Here is a 24,888-nt window from a genome sequence, read left to right on the forward strand (position 1 = left end):
ACGGTTTTGTCAGGCGTTGTGACGCTTGTTGAACTTGGTGTTAATGCGTCTTGTCGCCTTCATGCAAGCCCGCCATTGCGGCCGTCTCCGGCTGCAGGGTGATGTGGTCGATACCGTGCTTGCTCAATAACATCTTCTTGATCGCGCGCAAGACCTTCGGCCAATGGTCGAGGTGCTCGATTTCCACGTGGCCGATCAGGGCCGGCTGGCCCGGCGACATGTCCCACACATGCAGGTCGTGCACGGCAATCACGCCGTCCACCTGTTCCACGTCCGTGCCCACGGCGATGTAATCGATATGCATGGGCACGCCTTCCATCAGGAAATGGTAGGACTCGCGCAGCACGCCGAACGTGGATTTCAGGATCAGCAGGGACACGAGCACGGACAGCAGCGGGTCGATCTGCATCCAGCCCGTAAAGTAAATGACGGCGCCGGCGACGATGGCGGCGACGGAACCGAGCAAGTCGCCCATCACGTGCACGAGGGCGGCGCGCGTGTTGACGCTTTGCTTGTCTTTCGACAATACCCACGCCACCACCACATTGATCGCCAGGCCGATGAAGGCGACGATGAAGACCATGCCGCCCTTGACGGGTTGCGGGGAGGAAAAGCGCAGCACGGCTTCATAGCAGATCCAGCCCACCACGCACAGCATGGCCAGGCCGTTGACGAAGGCGGCCAGCGCCTCGGCGCGGCCAAAGCCGAACGAGTGGCGCGGCGAGGGCGGGCGGCGCGCGATCAGTTGCGCCAGCAGGGCCAGGCCCAGCGCGGCCGCGTCCGTGACCATGTGGCCCGCATCGGAAATCAGGGCCAGCGAGTTGGACAGGAAGCCCGCCGCCACCTCGATGCCGGCAAACGACAGGGTCAGGCCCAGCGCCCACGCGAGGATGCTCTGGCTGCGCCCCTCGAACGAATGGGTGTGCTTGGCGTCGCCTTTCAGGTGGGCGTGCAAATGGGTGGCGTCGTGTTCGGTGTGCGTGGGCTGCATGGAATGCTTTGTGGAATTATGTTGCCGTCAGTGTAATTGAAAAGCAACAATATAGTCGGCACGAAAAAAAACCTGCAGGCCCGGAGGGCCGCAGGTTTTTAATGAAGCAGGCAACTTTATTGCGCTGCCGTCTCGCCAAACTTGCCTTCGCGGAAGTCCTGCACGGCCTGGAACACTTCCGCCTGGGTATTCATGACGAACGGGCCGTATTGCGCGATGGGCTCGTTCAAGGGCTGGCCGGCGACGAGAATCACGCGGCCGCCTTGCGGCGCCTCGATGCGCACGCCGTCGCTGCCCGGCGTGTTGGCGAAGATCGCCATGCGCAGGGCGGGCACGGCCTTGCCGTCCACCTGCACTTCGCCGCGGAAGGTGTACAGGAAGGCATTATGGCCTTCCGGCAGCGGCTGCTCGAAGCTGGTGCCCGCCGGCAAGTCGATGTCGAGGTACAGCGGTTCCGTCAGCTCGCGCTGCACGGCGCCCGTCACGCCATGGCTGGCGCCGGCGATCACTTGCACGGTCACGCCCGCGTCTGTCGTGTAGCGGGGGATTTCGCTGCTGTCGAAATCGCGGTACCACGGCGTGCGCATCTTGTCGCGCGCAGGCAGGTTCAGCCACAGCTGAAAACCTTCCATCACGCCTTCTTCCTGTTCCGGCATTTCCGAGTGGATCACGCCGCTGCCGGCCGTCATCCATTGCACGCCGCCCGACGTCAGCAAGCCTTCGTGGCCCGCGCTGTCCTTGTGGCGCATGCGTCCCGTGATCATGTACGAGACCGTTTCAAAGCCCCGGTGCGGATGCTCGGGAAAGCCGGCGATATAGTCGTTCGGCTTGTCGCTGGCAAAGTTATCGAGCATCAAGAACGGGTCGAGACGGCGCTGCAGCTGCTGCGTCAGCACGCGGTTGATCTTCACGCCGGCGCCATCCATGACGGCCTGGCCGGCGATCACGCGCTCGACGGCGCGTGCTTTCGTGACGGTGGTGATGTCGCTCATTGTTCTCTCCTCTAGGCCAGGACGGCGCCAGTGCGCCGTCCCTTTCACTGCTGGGGATTACACCAGGATCGCGTTGATCTCGGCGTCCGCTTGCGCCTGTGCCTTGGCCACGGCTTCCGGGCCCATGCCCATGCCTTCCGAATACACATACTGCACGTCGGTCATGCCCAGGAAGCCGAACATGGTGTTCAGGTAAGGCACCTGGCTGTCGTGCGCGCTGTCGCGGTGCAAGCCGCCGCGGGACAGGCCCACATAGACTTTCTTGCCGGTCAGCAGGCCAACGGGGCCGTTTTCCGTGTACTTGAAGGTGACGTTGGCGCGGGCAATCGCGTCGAACCAGCTTTTCAGTTGCACGGTGATGCCGAAGTTGTACATGGGGGCGCCGATGACGATCACGTCGGCTGCTTGCACTTGCGCAATCAGCGCATCATCGAGGGCGATGCGGGCCGCTTGTTCCGGCGTACGCTTGTCCGCTGGCGTGAACAGCGCTTGCAGGGTCGGCTCGTCGAGCACGGGGTGCGGGGCGGCGGCCAGGTCGCGGCGCACCAGGGCAGCACCCGGGTTGGCGGCTTGTACGCGGGTAACGATGGCGTCAGCCAGGCGGGTCGAGGCGGAACCGGTGCTGCGGGCGCTGGAATTGATTTGCAGGATGTTCATCTTGTTTCTCCGTTGTGAGGTGTCTTGCGATGGATGAACTATAGCAATTCCAAAATTGATGCGGAAGCCGTTAAAATGGATAACATTAGTCCACTAATGGAACAATTGAGTGTAAAGGTCAGTGATGGATATCGATCCCGGAGATTTGCTGCTGTTCGCGCGCGTCGTCGAATGCGGCAGTTTCAGCCGTGCCGCCCAGCGCGTGGACTTGCCCAAGTCGACATTGTCGCGCCGTATCTCGCTGCTGGAAGCGAAATTGGGCGAACGGCTGCTGCTGCGCACCACGCGCAAGCTGGTGTTGACGGAGTTTGGCGCCAGCCTGCTCGAGCATGCGCGCAAGGTGGTCGAGGAAACGGAGGCGGCCGGCGCGCTGGCCCAGCACCGCCAGGCGGGGCCCAGCGGCTTGCTGCGCATTTCCATGCCGGCCGATTTCGGCGATGCGCTGATGCGCCAGGTGCTGGCCGAGTTCGTGCGCCGCTATCCGGCCATCTCGCTGGAACTGGACTTGTCGGCGCGCCGCGTGGATTTGCTGGAAGAAAATTTTGATCTGGCCATCCGCATGGGCAACTTGCCCGATGACGCCAGCCTGGCGGCGCGCCGCGTGGCCTTCAGTACCCTGGCCCTGTATGCCTCGCCGCAATACACGAGCGTGCACGGCTTGCCCGAGCATCCCGACGATCTGTATGGCCACGATTTGCTCAGTCTGCCACGGGCCGTGCATGGCCTCGTGCATTGGACTCTGATCCGCGGCAAGACGACGTGGGAGCGCGACTTGCCCGTGCGCCTGCTGGCGAACTCGCCGGAACTGCTGGTGCGCATGGCCTGCACGGGCGTGGGCATCGCGGCCAGCACGGACCGCTTTGCCAAGGCCTATGTGGCGACGGGGGAACTGGTGCGCGTGCTGCCGGAATGGAGCTTTCCGCTGGTTACGGGCTGGGCCGTGTTTCCCGGCCGGCGATTGATGCCGGCCAAGACGCGCGCGTTTCTGGACTTGATGGAGGAAATGTACCGGACCGACGCGCCCGTATAGGCGCGCGTCGTGCCGCCTTACCTGGGCAGCTTGCCCATGACTTCGCCCAGCTGCACGGGGCCGGCCGGTTGCCAGTTGGCATTGAAATTGACTGTGCCTTGCGGGAACAGCATGACGACGGTGGAGCCCAGCAGGAAGCGGCCCAGCTCTTCGCCTTGCTTGAGCACCACGTTGTCGTTGACATAGCTCCAGTCGCGCACCTGGCCCGTGCGGGGCGGGTTGACGACGCCGTGCCAGACGGTGGCCATGCTGCCGACGATGGTGGCGCCCACCAGGGTCATGACGAAGGGGCCGTTGGCCGTCTCGAACACGCAGACGACGCGCTCGTTGCGGGCGAACAGGCCGGGAATGCCGCGCGCCGTCGTCGGGTTGACGGAAAACAGTTCACCGGGAACATAAATCATGCGCGTCAAGCGGCCATCGCAGGGCATGTGGATGCGGTGGTAGTCGCGCGGGCTCAGGTACAGATTGGCGAAGCTGCCGTGTTCGAACCGGGCCGCCAGGGCCGCATCGCCGCCCACCAGGGCCGTGGTGCTGAAATGGTGGCCCTTGGCCTGGAAGATCTGGTCCTTGTCGATCGTGCCGAACTGGCTGATGCGGCCATCGACGGGGCACACGTAATCGGCCTTGGCCAGCGGACGGGCATCGGGGCGCAGCGCGCGCGTGAAAAAGTCGTTGAAGCTGGCGTAGTGCGTGATGTCCGGGTCCAGCGCCTCATCCATGTTGACGTTGTAGCGGCCGACGAACCAGCGGATCAACCGCGTGGTCATGGCGCCGCCCTTGGCACCGGCGATGCGGCCGGCAAAGTTGGTCAACGCTCCCTTGGGCAGCAGATATTGAGGCAAAACGGCAAGACGGTCAGACACGATGGGAAGCCTTTGACGGGGTGATGGGAATCATGATGAAAACGCATTATAGCGGCGATGTGGCGCGCAATGATATGCGCCGTATGCAAGGGTGCGTATCGCAGTCTGCCACCGAATTTAATTTGCTGTAGGAAATATTTTCAGGAAACTGTGCCAGTCAGAAAAAATTGCAGCACAATACGGCGGCCTGTTTTTTAGCTTTTAGCCATTTTTATTCAGCCAACTTTTTCAGCCAGGTCATGATGCCACGCCGTTGCCTACGCCTTACCGTTCTTTGTTCCGCTATGTTACTCGCCTGGGATGCCCAGGCCCAGCAATCCGAAACGCCAGCCGATACCGATGCTGCCGCTGTTGCCCCTTCTGCGCCGCTGAAGGCCGAAAAGGCCGAGAAGGCCGCCGCGCCCGCCATGCAAAAGGTCGAAGTCAAGGGCAGCGGCTACGATCCCCGCCGCGACGATACGGCCAGCAAGATGATCGTGAGCAGCGAGGAAATCCTCAAGTATGGCGACAGCAATGTCACCGACGTGCTCAAGCGCCTGCCCGGCATTACCGTGTCCGGCGCGGCCGGGCGCTCGGGCGGCGAAATCCGCATGCGGGGCCTGGGCAGCGGCTACACGCAGATTTTGCTCAACGGCGAACGGGCGCCGGCCGGTTTTTCGCTCGACACCCTGTCGCCCGACGTGATCGAGCGCATCGAGATCTTGCACGCGGCCAGCGCCGAGTACAGCACGCAGTCGATCGCCGGCACCATCAACGTGGTGCTGAAAAAGGCCGTGAAAACGGCACAGCGCGAGCTCAAGCTGGGCGTGCAGGGCAGCGACGTGAGCTTTTCGCCCAGCGTCAACGTGCAATTGTCCGACCGCGACGGCAATTTCTCGTATTCGCTGGCCGGCTCGCTGTATCGCTACGACTATCATTACGACAATCCCGGGCTGGAACTGGGCTACGCGCCCGACGGCCGGCAAAACCTGCTGCGCCGTACCAGCGGCACGGGCGATGGCCGCCCGGAAGGCATCAACCTGTCGCCGCGCCTGAACTGGGTGCTGGCCGGCGGCGACAGCCTGACGGCGCAATTCTTCTTCAACGGGGGGCGCTCGAACCACCGCAATATCAGCCGCGCCGAGACGGAACTGGGCTTGCGCCCCGATTACGATACCAACACGGGCAGCTCCAGCAACCACAATGCCTTCGGCCGCAGCGACCTGACGTGGGTGCACAAGCTGGACGGCGGCGCCAGGCTGGAACTGAAAATTGGCGCCTCGGCTGCCCGCAATACCTCCGACAGCCTGCAGCAGGGCTTTATCGATGGCAGCGGCCTGGCGCTCGAACGCAAGGTGGGCGTGAAGGCGACGGAAAACGGCATCAGCTCGACCGGCAAGTATTCCGCGCCCTTGCTGCCCGGCCATGCCTTGTCCATGGGCTGGAATGGCGCCTACACGGAGCGCGAGGAAGCGCGCCGGCAGCGCGAAGCGGCCCTGGACGCGCCGGGCGCGCGTCCGCCCGTCAACAGCGATGAAGGCTTCGACGCCACCATCCAGCGCCTGGCCCTGTACGTGCAGGACGACTGGGAAATCACGCCGCGCTGGTCCATGTATGCGGGCGTGCGCTGGGAAGGCATCGATACGCGCAGCGCGGGCGATACCTACGACGAAGTAAATCAGCGTACCAGCGTGTGGAGCCCGCTGCTGCAAACCCTGTGGAAGTTGCCCGATACCAAGGGCGACCAGGTGCGCCTGGCCTTGACGCGCACCTACAAGGCGCAGCCCACGTCCAGCCTGATTCCGCGCCGTAATACCTCGACCAACAATAGCCAGACGGACCCTGACCGCGAAGGCAATCCGTATCTGAAACCGGAGCTGGCGCTGGGCATCGACGCCTCGTACGAGCATTACTGGGCCGAAGGCGCCTTGCTCAGCGCGCGCGCCTCGGCCCGCCGCATCGATGGCTACACGCGGCAGGGCTTGCTGTTCATCAATGAGCGCTGGGTGTCCACGCCCGTCAACGATGGCCGCGCGAATACGCAGACACTGGAACTGGAAGCGAAGTTCCCGCTGCGCGCCGTGCTGGCCGCGCCCGTGCCGGCCATCGACTTGCGCGCCAGCGTCAGCCGCAACTGGTCGCAGGTGGAGCAGGTGCCGGGGCCGGACAACCGGCTCGACCAGCAAACGCCCGTCAGCGGCAACTTTGGCCTCGACTACAAGACGCCCGATGGCATGCTCACCACGGGCGGCAGCTTCAATTTCCGCAATGGCGGCCCCGTGCGCATCACCGAACGCCAGAGCGCCTACACGTCGCCGCGGCGCGACCTCGACATCTATGCGCTGTGGAAATTCGATGCGAAGAACCAGCTGCGCCTGGCCGTCTCCAACCTGCTGGCGCAGGACTTCGAAAGCACCACCTCGTATGCGGACGCCAGCGGCACGATCATCCGCAACAGTATTTCGCCCAGCTCGCCCCAGGCGCGCGCCACCCTGGAAATGAAGTTCTGACGGCGCTGCCTGCTTGCGGCGTACTTGCCGCTTGCTTGGCACTCTCGTGCTGAAAACCCCGGCCGGCATCCCCGCTGGCCTATAATCTCGGCAATCGCGCGCACGGCCAGTCCGTGCGCGCCACCTTTTACTTTGCCAAGATTGCTTTCCCCATGACGTTTTCCTCCCTCGGCCTGATCGATCCCCTGGTCCGCAAACTTGACGAGCTCGGCTATGCCAAGCCCACGCCCGTGCAGGCGCAAGCGATTCCTGCCGTGCTGGCCGGACGCGACCTGATGGCCGCCGCCCAGACGGGCACGGGCAAGACGGCCGGCTTTGCCGTGCCGCTGCTGCAGCGCCTGACATTGGCTGGCGTGGTGGCGCCCCAGTGCGTGCGCGTGCTGGTGCTGGTGCCCACGCGCGAACTGGCCGAGCAAGTCTATGCCAGCTTCCGCAGCTATGGCGGCAACTTGCCGCTGCGCAGCTTTGTCGCCTATGGCGGCGTGCCCATCGAGCCGCAGATCAGCAAATTGCGCAAGGGCCTCGACGTGCTGGTGGCCACGCCGGGCCGCTTGCTGGACTTGCAGACGCAGGGCGCCGTCAAGTTCGAGCAGGTGCAGACCCTGGTGCTGGATGAAGCGGACCGCATGCTGGACCTGGGCTTCGAGCGCGAACTCGATCTGCTGCTGATGACCATGCCCAAGCAGCGCCAGACCCTGCTGTTCTCGGCCACCTTCTCGGACGCCATCCGCGCCATGGCCAAGACCATGCTGAAGGATCCCGTCTCGGTGGAAGTGAGCGCGCGCAACAGCACGGTCAAGGCCGTGAAGCAGTCGGTGATCGTGTGCGACAAGAAACGCAAGCCGGAACTCTTCCTGCACCTGCTGAAGAAAAAGCGCTGGGGCCAGATCCTGGTCTTCGTCAAGACGCGCAAGGGCGTCGAGCAATTGGTCGCTACCTTGCTGGAGCAGGGCGTGCGCGCCGATTCGATTCACGGCGACAAGACCCAGCCGAACCGTTTGCGCGCGCTGGCCCGCTTCAAATCTGCCGAGGTGCAGGTGCTGGTGGCAACCGACGTGGCCGCCCGTGGCCTGGACATCGATCAACTGCCCGTCGTCGTCAATTTCGACTTGCCCACCGTGGCGGAAGATTATATCCACCGCATCGGCCGCACGGGCCGCGCGGGCGCCTCGGGTGAAGCGATCTCGCTCGTCTGCGCCGACGAGGTGGAACTGCTGTCGGCCGTGGAAGCGCTGACGCGCCAAACCCTCAAACGCAGCGAAGAGCCCGGTTACGAGGCGGAACACCGCGTGCCGGGCACGTCCGCCGGCGGCGCCATCCAGAAAAAGCTCGTCAAGGTGCTGGCGCCGAAGGCGGCCGAACGGGCGAAAAAACGCCGCTTCTACAAGTAAGCGGGGAAGTTGGCCAGGCAGGGCAAGGCGCGCTGCACGGATATGCCATTCGTGCCATCATGCGCCTATGACCTCGATACCTTTGTTCCCGCTCAATACGGTGCTGTATCCCGATGGCTATCTGCCCCTGCAGATCTTCGAGGTACGCTATCTGGACATGATACGCCAGTGCATCATGGGCGAGCAGCCGTTCGGCGTGGTGCAACTGCTGGACGGCGCGGAAGTGCGCAAGCCGGGCCAGCAGGAAACCCTGGCGCCCGTGGGGACGCTGGCGCGTGTCATCGACTGGTCCGCGCCCCTGTCTGGCTTGCTGCAAATCAAATGCATGGGCATGCAGCGCTTCCACATCGTCTCCAGCGGACAGCTCAAGCATGGCTTGTGGATGGCGCAGGTTGAAACCTTGCCGCCCGATAAAGCCATTCCCATCCCGCAAGAGCAGCAAAACGTGGCCGACGCGCTGGGCGCACTGATACGCACCTTGCAGGAGCAAAAGATTCCCCCCGACCAAATGCCCCTGCAAGCCCCATACCGGCTGGACGAATGCGGCTGGGTGGCGAACCGCTGGTGCGAGCTGCTGTCCCTGAACGCCATGCAAAAACAACTCTTGCTGAGCCAGGACAATCCCGTGCTGCGCCTGGAACTGGTGCAGGACATGCTTACGGAAAACGGCTTGCTGGAAGAGTAAAACAGCGGAAGCCGCATGTTTGCACACGGTTCCGTTGTGCAATTGCAATTTCTATTGAGAAATACTTTACGCTTTGCCGCCGCTGGCATAAGATGATGCCCCTGGGCAAGATAGTCCCAGATGACCCTGAGTAACATTCAAGAGCACACGACAATGGCAAAAGTAAGCGCGGAACAGATCAATGCGGCAATGGAAGCGATGGCGGGCGAAGGCCAGGCCATTACGGTGCGCGCCTTGCGCGAACGGCTGGGCAACGGCGCCTGCCTGGGCACCATCAGCAAGCTGCTGCAGCGCCGCAAGGCGGGCGCGCAGCGCCAGATCGCGGCCGCCGCCGAACTGTCGCCCGTGCTGCAGCAAGCCATCCTCGATTATGTAGGACAGGAATTAAGCGCCAGCCACAGCGCGCATGAAGCCGAGATGAACGACAATCAACAGGAATTGATGGACCTGGCCAGCGAGAACGAGCGCCAGCAAGAGTTGCTCGACCTGCAGGCGGGCGAGCTGGAAACCTTGCGCGAAGAACTCGAACGCGAGCGGCAAGTAGCGAACCAGGCCCGCACGGACCTGGCCAAGGCGCAGCTGCGCCTGGAAGGCTTGCCGCGCCTGGAAGAGGCGGCCGAGCAGGCGCGCATGGACCTGGCCAAGGCGCAGTTCAAGCTCGAAGGCATCCCACGCCTGGAAGAGGCTGCCGAAGCGGCGCGCGCCGAATTGATCCAGGCCCAGCTGAAGCTGGAAAGCCTGACGCGCGTGGAAACGGAACTGGCCACGGTGCGCCTGGAACTGGAAGCGGAACGCGAAGAGCTGGGCGAAACGCGCGCCGAGCTGGACGAAGAGCGTACCTTGCGCATCAAGGCGCAGCAGTTCATCGTCGATCCCATCTTCAAAACACCGGTCTGAGGACGCCTGAGCAAACCTGCTGCGCGTCGCGCTTTGCGGCCTGCGATGCTCACCGGCTAGACGCCCCCGGCTCGGCGCTTCCGTACTAAAGTACGGGGGCGCTTCTCGGCCACCTCTACATTCCGCTCGTGACGGTTTTGTCAGGCGTCGATGCGTCGTGGAGTGTCATGCTTTCATGGGGCCCAGTGTTAGACGGCGCACGGAATTGCGATTCAGGGCGCAGCAGAATGGCTGCTGGACCTGGCGCGAAAGGGGCTGGCATGCAGGCCTTGATACTCATCGGTGCTTCCGCGGGCGGCGTGGAAGCGCTGTCTGCCATCTTTGCCGCCTTGCCTGCCAGTCTGCCGGCGCCCGTGCTGGTGGTTGCGCATGTGGGGGCGCGCAAGAGCCTTTTACCCGACATTCTCGGCAAGACTTCCGCCTTGCCCGTGCGCTTTGCCGAAGAGCGCGAACCCGTGCACGCCGGACGCATCCTGCTGGCGCCGCCGGACCGGCACATGCTCGTTGCCAACCTGGCCGGCCGGGCGATGGTCGAACTGACCCGCGGTCCCAAGGAAAACCATACGCGTCCCGCCATCGATCCCCTGTTTCGCAGTGCCGCCGCCGCTTTCGGAGCGAAAGTGGTGGGCGTGATCCTCAGCGGCCACCTCGACGATGGCACGGCGGGCTTGCAGGCCATCAAGGCTTGCGGCGGCAAGGCGCTGGTGCAGGAACCGCAGGACGCGGCGGCGCCGTCGATGCCGCAAAGCGCGATCGACCATGTCGAGGTGGACTGGCGCCTGCCAGCCGCCGAGATCGGCCCAGCCCTGCTGGCGCTGGCCAGCGGCAAGCCGGCGGCGCTCAAGGCAGTACCGCCCCTGCAGCCTGCGCCCCAGTGGATCGCTGTGGAAAACCGTTTTGCCCGTGGAGTGGGGAACATGGAACAACTGGAAAAAATTGCCGCACCATCCACTTTCACCTGTCCTGAATGCCAGGGCACCTTGTGGGAATTGCACGGCCAGCAGCCGCAGCGTTTCCGCTGCCACACAGGCCACAGTTTCACGGCGCACGTGCTCGGCGAGTTACAGCATGACAAGGCGGAAGACGCTATCTGGGCCGCCGTCAGGGCCTTGCAGGAAAAGGAAAAGTTGTACCTGAACCTGGCCGCCAAGGCCCAGGCCTGGCTGCATCCGGGCATGGCCGGCGACTACGCGGAGAAGGCGCGTCAGGCGGGAGAGCAGGCCGAGGTGCTGAAACGGGCCTTGCTGGCTTAAAATGGCGCATTGCCGCGCCATGCCGCGCGGCGTCCGATCGCAAAGAAGGTTTATGTCTGTAGAGAAAAAAGTGCCGCCCCAGCGTGCGGCCAGCCCCATCGTGCCCCGCGCGCTGCCGCCCAGGCCGCCAGCCGAATTCAGCTCGCCCGAAGCGGCCCTGGCGCGCGAACACAAGGATGCGCAGGTGCGCGGTGTCGCGTCCATCGACGCCATGCGCGTAGCCATCAAGCAGGCGGCGCGCGGTTTGCCGACCATCAGCGCCGTGCCGCGCCTGGGCATGCTGGACGCCGCCGCCTTCCGCGCGCGCGCCGCGCAAGGCCTGCCCTTCCTGATGCGGGGGCTGGTGCAGCGCTGGCCCCTGTCTGCGCTGGGGCCCGAGGTCTTGCGCGAGCAGTTCAGCCACGTGCCCGTGCGTGCGCGGGTGGGCGACTACATCAACACGGCGTTTGCGCCCGACCGCGCCATGCAGGACATGTCGATGGGGCAATACCTGGACCTGGTGGAAGGGGGGAACCATGCGTTGCCGCCCTACCTGGGCAACCTGGAATTGCGCGAATTGAACCGCCTGTGCCACTGGCCCACCTATTTCGACAAGATGGGCCCGCCGCGCTTCTGGGTGGGGCCGGCCGGCACGGTCACGCCTTTGCATTGCGATTACGACGACAATATCTTCGCGCAAGTGTGGGGCCGCAAGCGCATCATCCTGTCACCGCCGCACCACGACGCCTTCCTGTATCCCAGCGAGGCGAACGCCATCCTGTTCGGTTCCCCCTTCGACCCGGAAGCGCCCGATTTCGAGCGCTTTCCCCTGGCGCGCCAGGCCAGCATGATCGAATGCATCGTCGAACCGGGCGATATGCTGTACGTGCCCGCCGGCTGGTATCACCAGGTGCGCGCGCTGACGTTCTCGCTGTCCTCGAACCGCTGGGCCAGGGCCGTGCCGTTTGCCCTGCATGGGGATGCGGCGCTGCGGCGCACCGAGGCGCAATCCTAGGGCTCGATGACCTTGCCGTCGGCGCGCAGGCGCTTCGGCCGCCACTCGCTGAGGATGCCCGCGCCAATGATCAGAACCGCGCCCACGATGGCCAGGGCCGGCAGGCGCTCGCCGGCGATGCGCCCGATGACGCCGGCCCACACGGGTTCGCCCGCATAGATCAAGGTGGCTTTCGTCGCGGAAATGCGCTTTTGCGCCCAGTTCATCACATATTGAATCAGTGCGCTGGCGCAGCCCAGCGCCAGCACGCTGAGGATGAAGGTCCGGCTCAGGGCCGGCGGCGCTTCGCCCATCACGGGCATCAGCAGCATGGCGATCAGCGATGCCGTGGCCAGCTGCACGATGGTCACGCGCAGGATGTTCAGCTGCGGCGAGACGCGGCTGATCAGGATGATTTCCAGCGAGATGGCGATGGCGCCCACGGCCGTGATCAGCTCGCCGCTGCCAAATGCCATGCTCAAGCCACCCGTGCCCGTCAGCAGTACCAATCCCGCGAAAGCCAGCGCCACGGCCGCCCACACGGCAGGGCGGGGCCGCTGCTTGAACGCCAGCCATTGCACCAGCGGCACGATGGGCACATAGAAGGCCGTGATGAAGGCCGACTTGCTGCTCGTGATATGCATCAAGCCATAGGTTTGCAGCGCGTAGCCGCCGAAGATGCTCACGCCGATGGCCATGCCCGTGAGTAACTCGGCCTTGCTCAACTGCTTCAGCTGGCCGCGGCAGATCAGGGCGCCGATGCTGGCGGCCACGGCAAAGCGGGCCGCCACGAAGGCCAGCGGACCGCTGGCCGTCACGGCATGTTGCACGACAAGAAAAGTGCCGCCCCAGATGAAGGTGATGGCGATCAGGGCCAGTTCGGGCAGGCCGAGGGCGGGCGGGGGACTTGCGTGTGTTTTCATGGGGCGCTATGCTATGAGCAAAATATTTCCCATCATCATAGGAGCAATATATTGCGCAGTCAAGCCGAGGCCGGTGGTGTGCTGGAACACCTGGCCAAAAATCTGCGGCGCTTGCGCCTGGCCGCCGGCCTCAGCCAGGACGAGCTGGCGCGTCAGTCGGGCCTGAGCCGGCGCATGGTCAACGGCGTGGAGGCGGGCGGCACCAACATCAGCCTGGCCAATCTCGACCACGTGGCGGCCGCGCTGAACGTGGCCTTTGTCGACCTGGTGCAACCGCCGCGGCAGCCGCACGACAGCCTGCGCGTGCTGATGTGGCAAAGCGCATCGCAGGCCAGCCAGGCCGTGCTGCTGGGCGCCGCGCCCGCCAGCCGCCAGGTGGAGCTGTGGTCGTGGACCCTGGCGCCGGGTGAACGCTACGATGCGCAAGCGGACCCGGCCGGATTCAGCGAAATGCTCTACGTGCTGGAAGGCGAGCTGCAGCTGGAGCTGGCGGCCGGGACGAGAACGCTGGCCACGGGCGATTTTTTCGTGTTCAGCAGCGCGCAAGCGTACGCCTACGTGAATGCGGGGGCGTCCGCCTTGCGGTTTACCCGCAACGTGGCCAGCTGAAGGGGGCTACGCCAGGCCGCAGCCGATGAGCAGCAGCATCGGCCGCTCGCGTTCCTCCGCCAGCGCCGGCTGCAGGGCGACCTGGTCATCGCTGGGGCCCCATTCCGCCACGTGCTCCAGCTGGAAACCCGCTTGCAGCAGCGCATTGATGGTCGTGCCCATGGTGCGGTGCTGCTTGATCACGCCGGGCGCCAGCCAGTCCGACACGCGGGGGCCTTGCTGCTGGTAGCTGTCGACGGGCCAGCGCTTGCGGCCTTGCGCATCCGTCAGCCAGCCGGGCTGGCGCGGCGCCATGAAGATCGGGTGCTCGATGGAAAACACCAGCTTGCCGCCCCGTTTCAAGCCATGGCGGATGGCGGCCAGCAAGGCCGCGAAATTGTCGATGTAATGGAATGCCAGCGAGCTGTAGACGAGGTCGTAGCTGGCCGGCGGCAAGGCAAGCTGTTCCAGGTCCATCCTGGCATAGCTGACGGCCGGGTGTTCGCCCATGCCGACTGCCTGCGCCAGCATCTTTTCCGACACGTCCACGCCCACTACCCGGGCCGCGCCCGCCTCCGCAGCCCAGCGGCAGAACCAGCCATAGCCGCAGCCCAGGTCGAGCACGCTTTTGCCGGGTAGCGCAGGCAGCATGGCGCGCAGGGCCGGCCATTCGGGTGCCGCTTCCAGGCCGCCGACGGAGCGGGGCAGCTGGCTGTAGGCCGTGAAGAAGGCGTCGTTGTCGTAGATGTTCTGGGTCATGGCTAGGGTTCCTTGTGGGGCGTGCGCTTGGCGTGGCCGCTGCGTTGCGCCCGGTAAATGCCCGCATGGCCGGAAAACAGGTAAGCCACCACGCAGGCGATGGCCGCATAGACGCCGATCTCGGCGCCGAACAGTTCCATGGCCATCAGGGTCGAAGCGATGGGCGTGTTGGCCGCGCCCGCAAACACGGCAACGAAGCCGATGGCGGCCAGCAGGACGGCGGGCTGGTGCAGCAGCGGTCCCAGCGCGTTGCCCAGGGTCGCGCCGATGAAGAACAATGGCGTCACTTCGCCGCCCTTGAAACCGGTGCCCAGCGAGACGATGGTAAACGCCATCTTGCCCAGGAAATCCCAGGCGGGCAGCGTCCCCTGCAGCGCATCGACGATGCTGGGAATGCCCAGGCCGATGTAGCGATCCGTGCCCAGCAGCCACACGGCGAGGGCGACGACGAGGCCGCCCGCCAGCGGACGCAGGGGAGGGTAGGCGATCCAGCGTTTCATCAGTCCGCTCAAGCCGTGCGTGGCTTGCGCAAACAGTTTCCCCGTCACGCCGAACAGCACGCCTGCGATGACCATCGCGGACAAGGTCCAGGCGGACATGGCGGGAATGCCGGGTACGGCGTAATGCACATGCTGCACGCCCCACAGCAAGCCCACCTGGTCGGCGATGACGGCAGCAGCCAGGCAGGGCAGCATGGCTTCGTAGCGCAGGCGGCCGATGGCCAGCACTTCCAGGCCGAAGATGGCGCCCGCCAGCGGCGTGCCGAAAACGGAAGCAAAGCCGGCGCTGATGCCGGCCATGAGGATGATGCGGCGGTCTTCATTGTCCAGCCGGAATAATTTGGTCAGCTGGTCCGCCAGCGCGCCGCCCATCTGCACGGCCGTGCCTTCGCGCCCGACGGACGCGCCGAACAGGTGCGAGACGACGGTGGCGCCCAGCACCAGCGGCGCCATGCGCAGGGGGATGATTTTCTGCGGATCGTGGATTTCATCGATGAGCAGATTCGCGCCCCCTTCCACGCTATTGCCGTAGCGTAGATACAGCCAGCCGACGGCAAAGCCCGCCACGGGCAGCAGCCAGATCAGCCAGGCGTGCGCCAGGCGGGTCGTGGTCGCCCAGTCGAGGGCGAACAGGAAGCCGGCCGAGGCCGTGCCGGCCAGGACGGCCACGGCAAAGGCGAGCAGCAGCCATTTCAGCAGATGCAGCAATAGATCGGCGAGGGCGGTGAGGCGGGTCATCATGCGTGTCCAGTCGTCTGGTGTGGGCCGAACCTGGACAGGTGGCGGAAGCTGCATAGGCGCCGGGCGCATGCCTGCAACTTTCCGGCTATCCAGGAAAGTGTGCAGGCATCATCAGCCCGAGGGCGGTTCACGCAGAGTTGCGTGGGAGGAATGCCATCTCCGGTGGAAATTCTAGCACTGCCGGGCGATGGGCACTATTGAATTTTAACAATAGCCTTCTACAAGCCCAGTTCGGCCACCAGCGCCTGCCCGATGGCCCGCTGTTCGGCCAGGATGGCGCGCAGGTGGTGGGGGCGCGTCTTGACATTCGTCATGACCACGCGCAGCACGTTGGTAGGACCAGGGTAGCGCGTCGATTCGAGCACCGTGCGCGACACAAAGCTGTGGCCCTGCGCCTTCTGCCGGTTTTGCAGCTTGGCGTTGAGCGTGTTCAGCTGCTTGTTCAGCTCCGTTGCCGCCTCCGCCTGGCCGCCGGCCAGCAAGGCCTCCATGCGCTGGCGCAAATGCGCGGGCACGTAGCGGTAGGTCAGGATGAAGGTGTCCGAGCGCGTGAGCAGTTCGAAATCCTGCTGGTCGGCCAGCAAGTCCTGCAACTGGCCGGACAGGGTGGCCGCCTGTTGCAGCAAGGTGGTGTAGCCGGACACGCCCAGCACCTTGAACGAGGTCCACAGTTTCAGGGCGTCGAAGCGGCGCGAGCCTTCCAGCGAGGTCTGGCCCAGGTCGCCCGAGTTGTCGCGCAAGATGTAGTTGGCGTTGTGTTTCAGCAGGTTCAGGCTGGCGCTGTCCTTGAACAGCACCATGCTTTGCGCCATCGGCACCCACAGCAGTTTATGCCCGTCGATGACGACGGAGTCGGCCAGGGCAATGCCGTCGTACAGCGGGCGGTACTGTTGCGCGATCAGGAGGGCGCCGCCCCAGGCCGCATCCACATGGAACCAGATGCCTTCCCGTGCCGCGATGGCCGCCATGGCGGCCAGCGGGTCGATGGCGCCCGTTTCCGTCGTGCCGGCGATGCCGATCATGGCGACGACTTTGATATTGCGCGATTTCAAGTCGGCAATGGTGGCTTCCAGCGCGGCGACGTCGATGCGGTTGTCGCGGTCGACGGCCACCAGGTGCAGGGCGTTTTCGCCGAGGCCCAGGGTCGCCAGCGCCTTTTTCACGGAATAATGGCTGCGGGCCGAGCCGATCACGGCCAGCCCGGCGTGACCGGATTCTTGCATGGCGGCAAACAGGCCCCGCTTGCGCGTGCCGGGCAATTGGCTTTCCAGCGCCACGGCCAGGGCCGTCAAATTGCCCATGGTGCCGCCGTTGACGACATTGCCCAGTGCGCCGCTGGTGGCGGCCATCGCCTGCGTGTAGACGCTGTCGGCCTGCTGGTAGACCTGGCGGTGCAGCCAGCCCAGGATCTGCTTTTCGATCAGGGTCGACACGTATGCCGTCTCGATCTTGACCTGGTTCTGGTTCAGGGTGGCCGTAAACGCCTCGGCCAGCACGCTGATCCAGGGCAGGGCCTGCGTCATGTGGCCGATGTATTGGGGATGGTTCAGCTGGGCCGTATTGGCCAGCACGGTGGTGTCGAGTTCCTGCAGGAACTCCGCCACGGGCATGCCGTGGGCGGGCAGGCGGGTGTCGGACAGTTGCGTCAGCAGTTCCGCATACGGCGTGTGCGGATACGGCTCGGCGCGCCCGGCGGCCAGCCAGCCGCCCAGCATGCGCAGCGCCTGCTGCAGGGGCGCGGGCGCCTGTTGCAGCGCATCGATGGAAAAATGCTGCTGCAGCAGCTGTTCGATAGGGTTATCGGTCATGGCGCGTTGTCTTCTTTACGGATTGCTGATGCCACGGTGACAAACGAATTGCGCCCAGGCGGAAGCGGGATTTTACCCGACTCCGCCTGGGCGCATCAGTTTGCTATTGCTAGCGGCGGTCAGAAATAGTTGAGACCCAGCGCCGACTTGACTTCATCGGCCGTGCGGGCCGCCACTTCGCGGGCCTTGAACGTGCCTTCCTTGAGCATCTGGATGACCTGGCCCTTGTCCTTGGCGAACTCTTCGCGGCGGGCGCGGATCGGCGCCAGCAATTCCTGCAAGACCACGTCCAGGCGTTTCTTGACGATGCTGTCGCCCAGGCCGCCGCGCACGTAGTGGGCTTTCATCTCGGCCAGCGCCGCTTTTTCCGGATCGAAGGCGTCCAGGTAAGTGAAGGCCACGTTGCCTTCCAGGTGGCCCGGGTCTTCCACGCGCAGGTGCAGCGGGTCCGTGTACACTTTTTTCACGGCAGCCGTGATTTCGGCCGGGGTCGCGCCCAGGTTGATGGTGTTGCCCAGCGACTTGCTCATCTTCGCCTTGCCGTCGATGCCGGGCAGGCGGCCGATGTCCGGCACCAGCGCCTTGCATTCCATCAGCACTTCGCGGTTATACATGCGGTTGAAGCGGCGCACGATTTCATTCGTTTGTTCGATCATCGGGATCTGGTCTTCGCCCACGGGCACCACGCCCGCCTTGAAGGCCGTGATGTCGGCCGCCTGGCTGGCCGGGTAGGTCAGGAAGCCGGCCGGGATATCGCGCTCGAAGCCGCGCAGGCGGATTTCTTCCTTGACGGTGGGGTTGCGTTCGAGGCGGGCCACGGTGACGATGTTCAGGTAGTAAAACGTCAACTCGGCCAGTTCCGGGATTTGCGACTGGATGAACACCGTCGTTTTCGTCGGGTCGATGCCGACGGCCAGGTAGTCGAGCGCCACTTCGACGACGTTGCGGTGCACCTTGTCGATGTCTTCCATATTGTCCGTCAGCGCCTGCGCATCGGCCAGCATGATGAATTGCTTGTAGCTGTTCTGGTAGGCGACGCGGTCGCGCAGGCTGCCTACGAAGTGGCCCAGGTGCAAGGGACCGGTGGGGCGGTCGCCCGTCAGGATCACGGATTGCGAAGCGATGGCGGCAGCCGACAGGGGCGCGGCCGGGGTGTTATCGGTGTCGGGAGTATCTGGGGTATTCGGCAAGCTCATCAAGTTTCCTTTCGAGCCGCCTGCATCGGGGATGAGCGAGGCTGAAGCCTGTGACGCCACCGATCGAGGCGGCGTTGATCATGATCACATCACTATGCAGTGGCCGCGCGGAGTGAGCGGGACCACCAATTCAAGCAGGCGTGTTGTGACGGGATAAATTTCATGGCGTTATGGTTGCAGTTCGCACGCGTTCTGTCAAGTTTGCGCCCGGATTTATCTGCTGCGCTGCGTCAGAGGCTGGCCTTCTGCAGGACTTGCTTTCCGGGTACTATTGCCGTTCGGCCACTTTTGCGTGGCATGAATCCATTGGAGAACAGTATGCGCGTTTCGTCCCCCGTCCGGCTCACCGGCTTGGCTCTTGTTATCAGTTCCCTATTTGCTGCGCCCGTGCTGGCGCAAACGCCGCCCATGACGCCCGATATCGGCGCCAAGCTGGTGATGCCCGACCTGAACGATTACGTCAAGCGCGTGGTGATGATCCCCATGCGCGACGGCGTCAAGCTGTACACGGTGATCGTCGTGCCGAAAGGCGCCCAGAAAGCGCCCATCATGCTCACGCGCACGCCGTACAACGCGGCCCGCCGCGCCCAGCGCGCGGCCAGCCCCAGCATGCTGGCGACCTTGCCGCAGGGCGACGACACCCTGGTCGAGAACGGCTACATCCGCGTGTTCCAGGACGTGCGGGGCAAGCATGGCTCGGAAGGCGACTATGTGATGACGCGCCCCGTGCGCGGGCCCTTGAACCATACCAAGGTGGACAACGTCACCGACGCGTGGGACACGATCGACTGGCTGGTGAAAAACGTGCCGGAAACAAATGGCAAGGTGGGCATGCTGGGTTCCTCGTATGAAGGCCATACGGTGCTGATGGCCCTGGTCGACCCGCATCCGGCCCTGAAGGTGGCCATCCCCATGAGCGCCATGGTCGATGGCTGGCGCGGCGACGACTGGTTCCATAACGGCGCCTTCCGCATGCCCAGCCTGTCCTACCTGGCCTGGCAGACGAGCGCCCGCGGCAGCGCCGAGGCGCCCGCACTGGGCGTGTACGACGAGTACGACGCGTACCTGCGCATCGGCTCGGCCGGCGATTACGCGAAGAAATTCGGCATCGACAAGCTGACCTACACGAAAAAACTGTTCGAGCACCCGGCCTACGACAGTTACTGGCAAGAACAGGCACTCGACAAGATCCTGGCCAAGCGCCCGCTGATCGTGCCCACCATGCACGTGGTGGGGCAGTGGGACCAGGAAGACATCTATGGCCCCTACGCCACCTACGCGGCGATGGAGGGGCGCGACAAGCGCAACAACCTCAATTACCTGGCCATCGGCCCGTGGCGCCATAGCGGCGTCAACTATGACGGTTCCAGCCTGGGCGCCCTGAAGTTTGACGGCGATACGGCGCGCCAGTTCCGCGAAAAAGTCATGCAGCCATTCCTGAATCAATACCTGAAAGATGGCGCGCCGGACGCGAACACGGCGCCCGTGGTGTCGTACCAGAGCGGCACCAACCAGTGGCAGCGCCTGCAGCAATGGCCGCTGGCCTGCGAGACCTGCGACACCAAGCTGACGCCGATCTACCTGCAGGACGGTTCCAAGCTGGGTTTTGCGGCACCATCGGGCGTTGCGGATGCGGCTGAAGGTGCCTTCGATGAGTACGTGGCCGATCCTGCGAAACCCGTGCCCTTCGTGGCGCGTCCCGTGCGCCTCACCGACGCCGACGTGTGGAAGCCATGGCTGGTCAGCGACCAGCGCGGCTATGCGGACCGCACGGACGTGCTCAGCTACGTTTCCGAACCGTTGAAGACGGCCGTGCGCATCGCCGGCGCGCCGATGGTCAACCTGTTCGCCGCCACCAGCGGCACGGACGCCGACTGGGTGGTGAAACTGATCGACGTGTATCCGGACGAAGTGCCGTCGCAGCCGGCCATGGGCGGCTACCAGCTGGGCGTGGCGATGGATATCTTCCGCGGCCGCTACCGCGACAGCTTCGAGCACCCGACGCCGATACCGGCTGGCAAGGTGGAGCGCTACCGCTTCGCCTTGCCGAACGCCAACCACGTCTTCCTGCCCGGCCACCGCATCGCCGTGCAAGTGCAGTCGAGCTGGTTCCCCCTGTACGACCGCAATCCGCAAATTTACGTGCCGAACATCTTCCTGGCCGACCCCGGCCATTATAGAAAGGCGACGCAGCGCGTGTACCACGCGGCAGGGGCTGCCAGCGCCATCGAGTTGCCGATAGCGCCGCTCGACGCGCGCTAAGCGATTCGCATCAGGATGGCTCCCGCCGCGATCAGGCCGATGGCCAGGTAGCGGCGGGGGCTGATTTTTTCGCGCAGGAACAGGGCGGCGATGGCGATGGCGAACAGAATCGACGTCTCGCGCAGGGCGGCGATGGCAGCCACGGGCGCCTGCGTCATGGCCCACAGGGCCAGGCCATACGACGCCAGGGTGCCGAAGCCGCCAACGGCGGCCAGGCGCCATTGCGTTTGCGCATAGGCAAGCAGGTCGGCGGGGCGGCGCAATGCCGTCCACAGCAGCAGTCCCGCGCCGTTCAATACAAAAATCCACATGGTGTAGGCGGCCGGCGCGCCGGACAGGCGCACGCCGATGCCATCGATCAGGGTATAGCTGGCAATGACGCAGGCGTTGCCCAGTGCAAAGGCGGTGGCGCGTCCCGTGTTTCTCGGCAGGCTGCCGATGGCGGGCGTGCGCGCGGCAACATACAGGCCGAAGATGCCCGCGCAGATGCAGGCGACGGCGCCCATCTGCATGAAAGAAAGCCGTTCGCCGATCAGCGGCCAGCTGGCCAGCGCCACGAGCAACGGTGCGCTGCCGCGCATCAGGGGATAGGCGTGGCTCATGTCGCCCGCCTTGTAGGCGGCTGCCAGCAGCGAGTAATAGGCCAGCTGCGCCACGGCCGAGGCGGCCAGGTAGGGCCAGCTGGCGGGCGCCGGCGCAGGCACGAAGGGCAGCACGGCCAGCGAGATCAGGGCGGCGCCCGCGGACACCAGCACCGTGCTGAGAAAGGTATCCTTGCCCGACTTGACGATGGCATTCCAGCTGGCGTGCAGGAGGGCGGCAAACAGGACGACGGCGACGACAGAACCGGACATGCCAGCCTTAGCGGGGGCGTATGCTGAGCGACAGCAGTTCCTGGCGGTGATGGCGCTGGAAGGCGTCCATCAGGGAGCCCGAGCGGCCCGCCTTTTCCAGCAGGTCGCGCAAGGTCGTCTGGTCTTCCGCCGTCAGCGACTTGCGCGACAGGTAGATGCCGCTCATGCCCCACGGTAATTCCGGCAGCGCTTCCAGGCGCAGGCGGTCGGCCAGGCCATATACGCGCGCATCGTTTTGCGCCACGCCGGCCAGGATGGTGGGCGCCATGATGGTGGCGTCGATGAAGCCGCTCTGCATCAGGCGCGCCACGGACAGCGCATCGACTTCGTAGAACAGGCGTCCCTGGCTGCTCAGTTCCTTTGCCAGCGCCTGGTACGGTGCGCCATAGTCGTAGCCGCGCACCAGCGCCACGCGCAGTTCGCGCCGCTCGATCAGTTCCTGCATGGTGTTGATGGGCGCGCGCGCGCCCTGCAGCGAGATCAGCAGGGGGCGGCTGCCCAGCATGGGGATGAACAGGCCATGCTGGTCGCGCCGCAAGGTGCTGCTGGCCGGCATCAGCAAGTCCGCCTTGCCCGCCTCGAACATCGCTTCCAGGCGGGCGCGCGGCACGGCCGTGAAGATGAAATTGCAGCCCAGGCGCGTGCCCATGCTGCGCAGCAGGTCGGGATAGATGCCGCCGATGCTGGCGCCATTGACCACCACGCTGGCGCCGATGGCCGAGACGGGCACCTGGATGTCGCGCGAGCATTGCGCACCGGCCAGCGACGGCAGCGCCAGCACCAGCACGGCCACGGTTCGTCGCCAGGCGCTGGAATAAAAGTCAGTCATACCCATCCTTGCTCACCATCGAATGCCGGGCGTCGGTAACGCGCGGTTGATTATCCCATTCTCGCTTATTTATTTCCCAAATGCAATATTATCCCGCAGACTACTTTGTGGTGGAAACCGCAAGTCTTGCCTGGCGTTGTGCCTTGAAGTAGCGCCAGGCCACCACGATGCCCAGAGCTTGCATGATGGCGCACAGATAGAAGGTACTGCCGATGCGCCAGTCCTGCGGCGGCAAATGGCTCACTTCACCGAGGATCATGCTGCCCAGCAAGGGCATGATGATGATGCCCAGGCTGCTGATCGATTGCAGCGAGCCCATCAGTTCTCCCTGTTCGCCGGCGTTGGACGATTTCGAGATGATGCCTTGCAGGGCCGGGCCCGCGGCAAAGGCCAGCAGGTTGCACAGGATCAGCGCATACATCATCCAGCCCTGCGTGGCCAGGCCGTACAGCAGGTAGGTGAGGGCGCCCGAGGCCATGCCCAGCAGCGACAGGCGCACTTCGCCGAAGCGCTTGATGAGTATGCCCAGCAAGCCCGCCTGTACCACGGCCGCGCACAGGCCCACGCAGAACAGGGCGATGCCGTTCTGGCGCGGCGTCCAGTCGAAGCGGAAATGCGTGTACAGCACCCAGGTGGTGTTGAGCATCATTTGCGCAAACGTCATCAGGCCGAAGGCCAGCACGAGGCCGCGGATGTCCACGCGGCGCACCAGCTTGAGCAGGGCGGCAAGCGGATTGATGCGGGCCAGGGTGAACGGCGCGCGGGGACCCGGCTGCAGCGACTCGGGCACGAAGAAATAGCCGTAGATGAAATTGGCCGCCGACAGGCCGGCCGCCACGTAAAACGGCAGGTGCAGGTTGATCTCGCCCAGCAGGCCGCCCAGCATGGGGCCGCAAATGAAGCCCAGGCCGAAGGCGGCGCCGATCTTGCCGAAACTCTTGGCGCGGTTGTCGGGCGTGGAAACGTCGGAAGCATAGGCGGACGCCACCGACATGCTGGCCGACGAGACCCCGCCGATGATGCGGCCGATGAACAGGCAGGCCAAATTGGGCGCCCAGCCCGTGGCGAGAAAGTTGATGCCCATGCCGGCCATCGAGTACAGCAGCACGGGACGGCGTCCCACGCGGTCGCTGATGGCGCCCAGCATGGGCATGAAGATGAACTGCAGCAAGCCGAAGACGGCCGCCATGATGCCGTACCAGAACGCTTGCTGATCCTTGCCGCTGACAAAGTCGCCGATCAGGATGGGCAGCACGGGCACCACGAGGCCGATACCCAGCATGTCGATGAAGACGCAGACGAGGATGAAATTGAGGTTGCCGGCACGGGCGGGCGCGGCGGGGGACGACGGTGAATGGCTGTCGGGGCTGGTTTTATCGGACATGCATGCTTTCGGCGCGCACTCCGCGCCGCCGTGCGGCGTGCGGAGTTCAGTTGTTGGCGTTGCGCCGGCGCGTTGCAGGTTCCTGCCGACGCCACGGCGTGATAGCTGAGCCTTGTATTATAGACAGCATGGGCGGTGCTGGCTATCGCCACCCATGCTAGCCGGCAATTCCCCATTCCTGGGCGAAGGCGGCGCGGAAATCCGTCAGCACGGCCAGCCGCTGTTCGGCCAGCCGGCGGCCCGCCGCCGTCTGCATCTTGCCGGGCAGTTTGTCCAGCTTGGTGACGATATGGTCGAGCGCGTACGCCTTGTCGTTCAGTTCTCGATGCCGGGCCAGCGGGTCCGTGCCATGGGCCAGCGCACTGTCCATGCGCGCCGCCGTATAGAACAGGCGCGCCAGTCCCACGGCGCCCAGCGCGTCGATGCGGTCGGCATCCTGCACGATCTGCGCTTCGAGCGTGTGCGGCGGCAGGTCGGCGGAAAAACTGTGCGTCTCGATGGCGTGGGCCACGCCGGCCAGTTTTTCTGCCGGGAAATCCAGCTCCGCCAGCTGGCGGCACGCCAGCACTGCCGCCTGGCGCGAGGCCAGGTGGCGCTCGGGATGGTTTTTCGGCAAGTTCACCAGGTCGTGCAGATAGCAGGCGGCCATCACGGTGAGGGCGTCCGCCTGCGCATGCTCTTGCAGCAGGACACAGGCATTGCGCCAGACGCGCTGCAGGTGGTTGATGTCGTGGGCGCTGTCGTCGCCCAGGCCGGCCGTGGCCAGCGCCAGCAGGCGTGGTTGCCATTGGGAAAGCAAAGAATGCATGTTCACAGTCGT

The 24,888-nt window shown here is 64.7% G+C and carries 22 protein-coding genes and 1 riboswitch; of the genes, 9 read left to right on the plus strand and 13 right to left on the minus strand.

Annotated features, from left to right (window positions below):
• Window positions 1-40 precede the first annotated feature (40 nt).
• From GCN74_RS02980 to GCN74_RS02990, 3 genes are all read right to left on the minus strand, one after another.
• Window positions 41-991: a cation diffusion facilitator family transporter gene (locus GCN74_RS02980; RefSeq protein WP_152255285.1), complete on the minus strand. Its 951-nt coding sequence runs from the start codon at window positions 989-991 to the stop codon at window positions 41-43.
• Window positions 992-1,107: 116 nt separating this feature from the next.
• Window positions 1,108-1,983: a pirin family protein gene (locus tag GCN74_RS02985; RefSeq protein WP_152255286.1), complete on the minus strand. Its 876-nt coding sequence runs from the start codon at window positions 1,981-1,983 to the stop codon at window positions 1,108-1,110.
• Window positions 1,984-2,040: 57 nt separating this feature from the next.
• Entirely contained in the window at window positions 2,041-2,640 is a 600-nt protein-coding gene (locus GCN74_RS02990; protein ID WP_152255287.1) for an FMN-dependent NADH-azoreductase, read from the minus strand.
• A gap of 124 nt (window positions 2,641-2,764) precedes the next feature.
• On the opposite strand from GCN74_RS02990, the gene GCN74_RS02995 reads away from it, so the two are divergent.
• Window positions 2,765-3,670, plus strand: a complete 906-nt coding sequence (locus GCN74_RS02995) for a LysR family transcriptional regulator (RefSeq protein ID WP_152255288.1) — start codon at window positions 2,765-2,767, stop codon at window positions 3,668-3,670.
• A gap of 17 nt (window positions 3,671-3,687) precedes the next feature.
• On the opposite strand, the gene asd is transcribed toward GCN74_RS02995, so the two are convergent.
• Window positions 3,688-4,536, minus strand: a complete 849-nt coding sequence (asd, locus tag GCN74_RS03000; RefSeq protein WP_152255289.1) for an archaetidylserine decarboxylase — start codon at window positions 4,534-4,536, stop codon at window positions 3,688-3,690.
• Between the two features lie 284 nt (window positions 4,537-4,820).
• Between asd and GCN74_RS03005 the strand changes: the two genes are divergently transcribed.
• The 6 genes from GCN74_RS03005 to GCN74_RS03030 all read left to right on the plus strand — a co-directional run bounded on the left by GCN74_RS03005 (window position 4,821) and on the right by GCN74_RS03030 (window position 12,245).
• Window positions 4,821-7,025, plus strand: coding sequence for a TonB-dependent receptor plug domain-containing protein (locus GCN74_RS03005; protein ID WP_226938840.1), 2,205 nt, complete (start codon window positions 4,821-4,823; stop codon window positions 7,023-7,025).
• Window positions 7,026-7,177: 152 nt separating this feature from the next.
• Window positions 7,178-8,416 carry a DEAD/DEAH box helicase gene (locus GCN74_RS03010; protein ID WP_152255291.1) on the plus strand — a complete coding sequence of 413 codons (1,239 nt, stop codon included), beginning with the start codon at window positions 7,178-7,180 and terminating at the stop codon, window positions 8,414-8,416.
• 67 nt (window positions 8,417-8,483) lie between these two features.
• On the plus strand, window positions 8,484-9,101 hold the full coding sequence (locus tag GCN74_RS03015) for an LON peptidase substrate-binding domain-containing protein (RefSeq protein ID WP_152255292.1): 618 nt from the start codon (window positions 8,484-8,486) through the stop codon (window positions 9,099-9,101).
• Window positions 9,102-9,254: 153 nt separating this feature from the next.
• Window positions 9,255-9,998: a DNA-binding protein gene (locus GCN74_RS03020; protein WP_152255293.1), complete on the plus strand. Its 744-nt coding sequence runs from the start codon at window positions 9,255-9,257 to the stop codon at window positions 9,996-9,998.
• A 260-nt stretch (window positions 9,999-10,258) separates the two neighbouring features.
• Window positions 10,259-11,251 (plus strand): chemotaxis protein CheB, encoded by a 993-nt coding sequence (locus tag GCN74_RS03025; RefSeq protein WP_152255294.1) that lies wholly within the window; start codon window positions 10,259-10,261, stop codon window positions 11,249-11,251.
• A 52-nt stretch (window positions 11,252-11,303) separates the two neighbouring features.
• Window positions 11,304-12,245, plus strand: coding sequence for a cupin-like domain-containing protein (locus GCN74_RS03030; protein WP_152255295.1), 942 nt, complete (start codon window positions 11,304-11,306; stop codon window positions 12,243-12,245).
• On the opposite strand, the gene GCN74_RS03035 is transcribed toward GCN74_RS03030, so the two are convergent.
• The gene (locus GCN74_RS03035) at window positions 12,242-13,147 is read right to left on the minus strand and encodes a DMT family transporter (protein WP_152255296.1); all 906 of its coding nucleotides are present in this window, start codon (window positions 13,145-13,147) and stop codon (window positions 12,242-12,244) included. The genes GCN74_RS03030 and GCN74_RS03035 overlap by 4 nt on opposite strands.
• Before the next feature lie 51 nt (window positions 13,148-13,198).
• Here GCN74_RS03035 and GCN74_RS03040 point away from each other — a divergent pair, with 51 nt between their 5' ends.
• Window positions 13,199-13,756 carry a helix-turn-helix domain-containing protein gene (locus GCN74_RS03040; RefSeq protein WP_152255297.1) on the plus strand — a complete coding sequence of 186 codons (558 nt, stop codon included), beginning with the start codon at window positions 13,199-13,201 and terminating at the stop codon, window positions 13,754-13,756.
• 6 nt (window positions 13,757-13,762) lie between these two features.
• On the opposite strand, the gene GCN74_RS03045 is transcribed toward GCN74_RS03040, so the two are convergent.
• The 4 genes from GCN74_RS03045 to trpS all read right to left on the minus strand — a co-directional run bounded on the left by GCN74_RS03045 (window position 13,763) and on the right by trpS (window position 18,739).
• Entirely contained in the window at window positions 13,763-14,494 is a 732-nt protein-coding gene (locus GCN74_RS03045) for a class I SAM-dependent methyltransferase (protein ID WP_152255298.1), read from the minus strand.
• Window positions 14,495-14,496: 2 nt separating this feature from the next.
• Window positions 14,497-15,732 carry a voltage-gated chloride channel family protein gene (locus GCN74_RS03050; protein WP_152255384.1) on the minus strand — a complete coding sequence of 412 codons (1,236 nt, stop codon included), beginning with the start codon at window positions 15,730-15,732 and terminating at the stop codon, window positions 14,497-14,499.
• Between the two features lie 98 nt (window positions 15,733-15,830).
• A riboswitch (Fluoride riboswitch) is annotated at window positions 15,831-15,905 on the minus strand.
• A gap of 48 nt (window positions 15,906-15,953) precedes the next feature.
• A complete protein-coding gene (locus GCN74_RS03055) occupies window positions 15,954-17,543 on the minus strand; it encodes a pyridoxal-dependent decarboxylase (protein WP_152255299.1) in 1,590 nt (529 codons plus the stop codon).
• A gap of 119 nt (window positions 17,544-17,662) precedes the next feature.
• Window positions 17,663-18,739, minus strand: a complete 1,077-nt coding sequence (trpS, locus tag GCN74_RS03060; RefSeq protein ID WP_226938841.1) for a tryptophan--tRNA ligase — start codon at window positions 18,737-18,739, stop codon at window positions 17,663-17,665.
• A gap of 351 nt (window positions 18,740-19,090) precedes the next feature.
• Here trpS and GCN74_RS03065 point away from each other — a divergent pair, with 351 nt between their 5' ends.
• Window positions 19,091-21,001 carry a CocE/NonD family hydrolase gene (locus GCN74_RS03065; RefSeq protein ID WP_226938842.1) on the plus strand — a complete coding sequence of 637 codons (1,911 nt, stop codon included), beginning with the start codon at window positions 19,091-19,093 and terminating at the stop codon, window positions 20,999-21,001.
• Here the strand turns inward: GCN74_RS03065 and GCN74_RS03070 are convergent.
• The 4 genes from GCN74_RS03070 to GCN74_RS03085 form a co-directional block, all read right to left on the minus strand.
• Window positions 20,998-21,855: a DMT family transporter gene (locus GCN74_RS03070; protein WP_152255301.1), complete on the minus strand. Its 858-nt coding sequence runs from the start codon at window positions 21,853-21,855 to the stop codon at window positions 20,998-21,000. The genes GCN74_RS03065 and GCN74_RS03070 overlap by 4 nt on opposite strands.
• A gap of 7 nt (window positions 21,856-21,862) precedes the next feature.
• Window positions 21,863-22,684, minus strand: a complete 822-nt coding sequence (locus GCN74_RS03075) for a substrate-binding periplasmic protein (RefSeq protein ID WP_152255302.1) — start codon at window positions 22,682-22,684, stop codon at window positions 21,863-21,865.
• A 100-nt stretch (window positions 22,685-22,784) separates the two neighbouring features.
• Window positions 22,785-24,068, minus strand: a complete 1,284-nt coding sequence (locus tag GCN74_RS03080; protein WP_152255303.1) for a TCR/Tet family MFS transporter — start codon at window positions 24,066-24,068, stop codon at window positions 22,785-22,787.
• 157 nt (window positions 24,069-24,225) lie between these two features.
• Window positions 24,226-24,876, minus strand: coding sequence for an HD domain-containing protein (locus GCN74_RS03085; protein ID WP_152255304.1), 651 nt, complete (start codon window positions 24,874-24,876; stop codon window positions 24,226-24,228).
• Between the last annotated feature and the right edge of the window lie 12 nt (window positions 24,877-24,888).

Origin of the sequence: Janthinobacterium sp. FT14W (assembly GCF_009208755.1) — a bacterium.
Lineage (GTDB): Bacteria > Pseudomonadota > Gammaproteobacteria > Burkholderiales > Burkholderiaceae_D > Janthinobacterium > Janthinobacterium violaceinigrum.